Genomic DNA, 6,322 nt, shown 5'->3' with positions numbered 1-6,322 from the left:
TCCATTGTCATGCGTTGCTCCTGTCTGAAGCGAGGTTGCTAACCCCACGATCTTCAGACAGTTCGCCGACCACCCGTTACCCGCAGCCCGCCCGAAACGCCGGCCGCAAACTACCGCGAGAGCGGTTTAGTTCCCTGGCGCGAGTTCCCCGTTCCCGAGGGCGAAGGGGGAACTGTGACCCATTGCAGCCGCGTCCCGCCCGTGGGGCTAACGTCCGATTCCGCCGATTTCCGACATTCCCGCATCTAATTGAACGGTCCCGTTATTGCCGGCGGCGTCCTCGCGCTTGAAATCGATCATTGCACTGTTCCGCCAGCCCCACTCCCCTGTGATCATAGCCCCACCGACCCGCGAGAAAAATTCGCGACAGAGCCAAAATTTGCGACACAACCCTCCGGTAGGCATTCCAATGCTGGCTCCCGAACATCTCCAACCACAAAGCTCCATTCGCATCGACAGCAGCCGTCACCTGAAGCCGCCCACGCTCGGACATGCTCCCCCGAACGGCACTGCATTGAGCGCTCTCGTAGCCGCAGGAGATCGTGCGTGAGTCACGTCGGAACTCTCATTTGACGCTTTCGAGCGCCGATGACGCTCGAACGATATTTCTCCGCACGATCTCATTCTCGCGCATGGCGCGCTCCGGCGTCCATTCTTCGAGCGCCGACCGAAAGGCCGATATCGCTTCCCTCATCTTCGTCGCATCACCCTCGATTCGGCCGAGGATCGCCAGCGCGCCGCCCAGATTGTTCTGGACACTCGCCCATATCAGCGGCGAGTCTCGCCGCGTAAGCATCGACAGGGATCGACGATAGCTGTCGACAGCCTCTTCCAGGCTGATCCGGTCACTTGTGCTCTCGCCCCAACGCTTCAGCGCATTGCCGAGACCTATCTCGGCCCGTAGTCTCTGCATCGAATCCGCCTCGCCTGAAAGCGCCTTCAGAGCCTCGCGAGATGCGTCGATCGCCGAAAGAATGTCTCTCTCGGCGTCGCCGTTCGCGAGCAAGGCGCTCCCCAGTTTCACTTGAACCATCGCCCGCTCGCGAGGCGCGCCGATCCGGGCGAAGACCGCCAAGGCCTCTCTATAAGCCATGATCGCTCGCGACCTATTCTCTGTTTGCCGCTCGAGCGCGGCCGAGCCGATGAGCGCGTCACCAAAATACACTTTGATCGCCGCCCATTCGGCCGGCGATCGATCTGGGTCGAGCTCCTTCAGAGCGTCCTCGAAGCTCGCCACAGCCTCGCTCAGAGCGCCGCGCTCCCCTTTCCGTTGGCCGAGCGCGAGAAGCGCAATCCCGAGATTCTTTAGCGTCGCGCCCCGGTCGGCGGCGCTCTGCGCGAGCCTTCCCTCGTCCAGCGCTTGTCGAAAAATGCCTATTGCCTCGCTGATCCTCTCCTGATCATTGGCGCGCTCGCCGATCATAAAGGTCGCGATGCCGATGTTGTTCTCGATTCGAGCCCATTGGCGCGGAAGGCGCGCTCGGGAGATTCCCGTCAGAGCCGCGTGATAGGCGTCGATCGCCTCGGCGAGCTTCGACAGCTTCCTCTCTTGCTGGCCGAGTCTCAGAAGCTCATTTCCGCGGGTGTACTGAGCTTCCGACCATTGGAGATGCTTCTGCTCTCCGACGGCGATCATCGCCGAGGCTCGCTCGCGATCGATGGTCTCCTCAGCGGCTGCGGCGCTCCCTTCCCCCATGTGCAGGCCAAGGCAAGCGGCCGCCATCGCCTCGAAGCACGAAAGAATTGCGAAGCGCGAAATGGTCGTCTGCGCGAGAAATAGTCGCATTCGTCTTCTCGAGCGCGAGGGGCGTCTCGCGCGAAACTGTCCAGCGCGCGCTTTTTTGTCAATGAGCGACATCGTCGAAGCGTGATAGACTTTAGTATCGTCGCGCCATCCGTTTGCATGGCTCGCGCTCAAGCTGTTCCCAGCGTAATAGGCGTAGCGCGGAGCCTCTAATTGGCGACGGCGTGGCGCTTCAAAGGAATCTATTCGATGCATGGGGAAGAATTTCGAGCGTCGGCCGCTTCGCGCGCGCCCGGCGCGCGCGCTTTCGCGTCGCAACCGCGCTTTCGTCTTTATGCCGGCGCGGCGGCCGCGCTGATCCTCGTCGCCGCGAGCGCGATCCTCTATCGCGCGACGCATCGCGCCGCATCTTCCGCCCCTGCGGCGACACCGGAGGCCTTCATAAAGGAAGGCGACCGCATCCGCGTCCCGGAGGGATCGCCTCTGCGCCGACAATTGACGGTCGACGCCGTGGCGCAGAAGGAGATCGCGCATGATCTGATGATCCCGGCCGTTGTCGAGGCCGATCCCGCGCGGCTCATGAAAGTTCTGCCGCCGCTGGCGGGGCGCGTGACCGAGCTGAAGATACGTCTCGGCGAAAGAGTGGAGCGCGGACAACCCCTCCTCGTGATGGATTCTCCCGATCTCTACACCGCCTACGCCGATTACGATCGCGGCAAGGTGCTGCTCGATCTCGCCGCCAAGAACCAGAAGCGGCTCCATTCTCTCGGCGTCGGCGGCGGCGTCGCGCTCAAGGATATTCAGCAAGCCGACGCCGATCTCATCACCGCGAATGCGGAGTTTCGCCGCGCCGATGCGCGGCTGCGGCAAGTCGGCGTCGATCCAGAGACATCCGACAAGTCGCGCATCATCGTCGTTCGCGCGCCGATTTCGGGAAGCGTGCTCGAGCTCTCCGTCGCAGCGGGCGCCTATTGGAACGACACCACCGCGTCATTTCTGACGATCGCGAATCTGAACCAGATTTTCGTCACCGCAAATCTACCGGAGAAGGACACGACGCGTGTCTCGGAGGGGCAGAAGATCGAGGTCTCGCTGGCCGCATATCCGGGCGAAACATTCGAGGGAGCGGTTTCCTTCGTGAGCGACTCGCTCGACACCGACACGCGCCGCACCAAGGTCCGCATCGCCTTCGACAATCCGCGCATGAAGCTGAAGCCCGGCATGTTCGGCACCGTCACCTTCTTCTCGCCGAAGGAGCCGGCGCCGGTCGTTCCCACCAGCGCCCTTCTGCTGAAGGACGATACAACCCAAGCTTGGGTCGAGGTCGAGCCTTGGGCGTTCGAAGCGCGATCCGTCGACCTTCGCTTCGAGAGGGACGGCCAGGCGGTCATTCGATCCGGTCTTCGGGTCGGCGATCGCGTCATCGTGAAAGGCGGAGTGCTCCTCGATGATTGATCGCCTGGTCGAGCTCGCTCTCGATCGACGCCTGCTCGTCTGGGTGATCGCGATCGCCGTGGCGATCTTCGGCTACTACTCCTGGACCCAGCTCGCGCTCGAGGCTTATCCCGATATCGCCGATGTGACGTCGCAGGTCATCACACAGGCGCCCGGCCTCGCGGCGGAGGAGGTCGAGCAGCAGATCACCGTTCCGCTCGAACGAGAATTGAACGGCACGCCCGGGCTGATCATGATGCGCTCCAAGAGCACATTCGGGCTGTCCTTGATCACGCTCGTCTTCAGGGACGGCGTCGAGGATTATTGGGCGCGCCAACGCATCTCGGAGCGGTTGCAGAACGTCACTCTGCCCGATGGCGTTTCGCCGGGACTCGATCCTCTGACATCGCCGATCGGCGAAATCTATCGCTACACGCTCGAATCGAGCACGAAAGGCCTCCGCGAGCTCTCCGAGCTGCAGCGATGGACGATCATTCCCGCGCTCAAGCAGGTCGCGGGCGTGGCGGATGTCTCCAATTTCGGTGGCGTCACAACGCAATTTCAGCTCGAGCTCGACCCCGTGCAGCTCATGCGCTTCAATGTGTCGCTGAAGAACGTCACGGACGCGATCGAGTCCAACAGCTCGAATTCCGGCGGAAGCGTGCTGACGCGCGGCGAGCTCGATTATGTCATTCGCGGCGTCGGTCTCGTTCAGACGCTCGAGGACATGGGGAACATCGTCGTCGCGCAGCGTGGCGGATCGCCGATCTTCGTCCATGATCTCGGAAAATTGAAGCTGAGCAATCAGGAACGTCGCGGCATTCTCGGCAAGGACCAGAGGAATGACACTCTTTCCGGCATTGTCCTGCTGCTTCGAGGCGAAAATCCGTCTCGCGTTCTCGAAGGCGTGCATGCGAAGGTCGACGAGCTGAATGCGACGCTCGAAGCGTCGGACGTGCGGATCGCGCCGTATCTCGATCGTTCCGGTCTCGTCGACGCGACAGTCGAGAAAGTGTCGCGAACGGTGTTCGAGGGGATCGGGCTCGTTCTCATCATTCTGATCCTTTTTCTGGGCAGCCCGCGCGGCGCGCTGATCGTCGGCATGACGGTTCCCTTCGCCATGCTGGCGGCCTTCTCGCTGATGAATCTCACCAGAGTGCCGGCCAATCTTCTGTCGCTCGGCGCGATCGACTTCGGAATTATCGTCGACGCCTCGATCGTCATGGCGGAGGCGGTTCTGCGACGCCGCGAGGCGAAACCCGACGAGCCGCTCACGGCGCTGGACATGCGCGAGACCGCGACGCAGGTCGCCAGGCCGATCTTCTTCGCCACACTGGTCATCATCGTCACCTATCTGCCGTTGTTCGCGTTCCAGCGCGTCGAGGCGAAGCTCTTCACTCCGATGGTCTTCGCGGTCGGCTACGCCCAGTTCGGCGCGCTGACCTTCGCCCTCGTCATCGTTCCCGGATTGGCTTTTGTGGCCTATCGGCGGCCGACGCGGCTCTTCCACAATCCTGTGATCGCATGGCTCGAGTCGCGATATCGGCGCGCGCTCGGCCACCTTCTCGATCGGCCGACGATCGCGCTTTGCTGCGCAGCGATCACAGCCGTCGCGGTGATCGTTCTCGGCGCGACAGTGGGCCGGGAGTTTCTGCCGGAGCTCGATGAAGGCTCCATCTGGCTTCAGGTTCAGATGCCCGCCGGCCTGTCGCTCCGCAAGGCGACGGAAATGGCGGCCGATCTGCGCCGCGCGACGCTGGAATTTCCCGAAGTGTCTTATGTCGTGACGCAATTGGGACGCAATGACGACGGCACCGATCCTTGGACGCCGTCGCATATCGAAGCCAGCGTCGGGCTCCGGCCCTACGACTCTTGGGAGTCGGGCGACACCAAGCAGCAGCTGATATCGCGGATGTCCGCGCGCTATAAGGCGCTGAGCGGATTCGACGTCGGCTTCAGCCAGCCGATGATCGACGGCGTCAACGACAAGATCTCCGGCGCGCATAGCCAGCTCGTCGTCAAGATATATGGCGACGATTTCGGCGAGCTGCGCAGAATCGCGCGCGAAATCGTCGAGGTCCTCCGAGCGACACCGGGCTCCGCCGATGTCGCGATCGATCAGGAGCCGCCGCTTCCGCAGATCGCCATCAAGGTCGATCGCGAGGCGACGGCGCGCTACGGCATCAATGTGTCCGACATCGCCGATCTGATCGAAAAGGGAATCGGCGGCGCTCCCGTGAGCCAGATCTTCATCGGAGAACGTCGATACGACGCCACGGTTCGCTTCTCGGCAGCAGCGCGCAGCAGCCCGGAGGCGCTCGGCGATCTCACGCTGACGTCGAGCGACGGCGCTCTCATACCGTTGTCGCAAATCGCGAAGATCACGCTGCAGGCCGGCGAGAGCACGATCACGCGCGAGATGAATCGTCGGCATCTTACCGTCAAGCTCAACTATCGTGATCGCGATCTCTCGTCCCTGCTCGAGGACGCTCGAGCCGGCGTGAGCAAGAAGGTGAGCTTCGATCCTCGCAAATATCAGGTCGAATGGGGCGGGCAATTCGAGAACCAACGCCGCGCGGAGCGGCGGCTCATCGCCATGATGGGGCTCGTGATCGGCCTGATGATCGTTCTGCTCTATCCCGGATTCGGCGTTCTCCGCCAAGCTCTGCTCGTGCTCGGCATCGTGCCGCTTGCGACACTGGGCGGGCTCGTCGCGATCCATGCGACCGGCACGACGCTGAATGTCGCATCGAGCGTCGGCTTCATCGCTCTGTTCGGCGTTGCGATCATGAATGGCGTCGTGATGGTCGCCAATCTCAATCGCGCTCGACTGAGCGGGCTGCCGCTGCGCGAAGCCGTGGCGGCGGGCGCCGAGGAGCGGCTACGGCCGGTGCTGATGACGGCGACCGTGGCCACGGTCGGCATGTTGCCGGCGGCGGTCGCGACAGGCGTGGGCAGCGATGTGCAGCGCGGGGTCGGCACCGTCGTCGCCGGCGGCCTTCTGACGGCGACATTGCTCACGCTGTTCATCATTCCCGTCTTCTATTTTCTCCTCGAGCAGCGGGCGCTTCGGCGCGCTCCGCGGCGGGAGCCGGAAGCAAGCGAGCACATCGTCCAATGAGCCCTTCAACTTTCGAATTCAGG

General features: G+C 62.8%; 3 protein-coding genes. 2 read left to right on the top strand and 1 reads right to left on the bottom strand.

Annotated features, from left to right (window positions below; all coding sequences use genetic code 11):
* Window positions 1-565: 565 nt before the first annotated feature.
* A complete protein-coding gene (locus tag VIF40_RS14730; RefSeq protein ID WP_331938263.1) occupies window positions 566-1,636 on the bottom strand; it encodes a hypothetical protein in 1,071 nt (356 codons plus the stop codon).
* A 357-nt stretch (window positions 1,637-1,993) separates the two neighbouring features.
* Here VIF40_RS14730 and VIF40_RS14725 point away from each other — a divergent pair, with 357 nt between their 5' ends.
* Together VIF40_RS14725 and VIF40_RS14720 are read left to right on the top strand one after the other, a co-directional pair.
* Window positions 1,994-3,199 (top strand): efflux RND transporter periplasmic adaptor subunit, encoded by a 1,206-nt coding sequence (locus tag VIF40_RS14725; RefSeq protein WP_331938262.1) that lies wholly within the window; start codon window positions 1,994-1,996, stop codon window positions 3,197-3,199.
* Window positions 3,192-6,299, top strand: a complete 3,108-nt coding sequence (locus tag VIF40_RS14720; RefSeq protein WP_331938261.1) for a CusA/CzcA family heavy metal efflux RND transporter — start codon at window positions 3,192-3,194, stop codon at window positions 6,297-6,299. The genes VIF40_RS14725 and VIF40_RS14720 overlap by 8 nt, the downstream gene beginning before the upstream one ends.
* The last annotated feature ends 23 nt before the right edge of the window (window positions 6,300-6,322 follow it).

It is taken from the genome of Methylosinus sp., assembly GCF_036560965.1.
Lineage (GTDB): Bacteria > Pseudomonadota > Alphaproteobacteria > Rhizobiales > Beijerinckiaceae > Methylosinus.
Note: the sequence above shows the minus strand (reverse complement) of the source record. Positions and strands in the feature narration are given on the sequence as shown.

Excerpts from the sequence above, each read along its gene's own strand:
- VIF40_RS14720 (WP_331938261.1), top strand. The coding sequence starts at position 3,192 with ATGATTGATCGCCTGGTCGAGCTCGCTCTCGATCGACGCCTGCTCGTC.
- VIF40_RS14730 (WP_331938263.1), bottom strand. The coding sequence starts at position 1,636 with ATGATCGCCGTCGGAGAGCAGAAGCATCTCCAATGGTCGGAAGCTCAG.
- VIF40_RS14725 (WP_331938262.1), top strand. The coding sequence starts at position 1,994 with ATGCATGGGGAAGAATTTCGAGCGTCGGCCGCTTCGCGCGCGCCCGGC.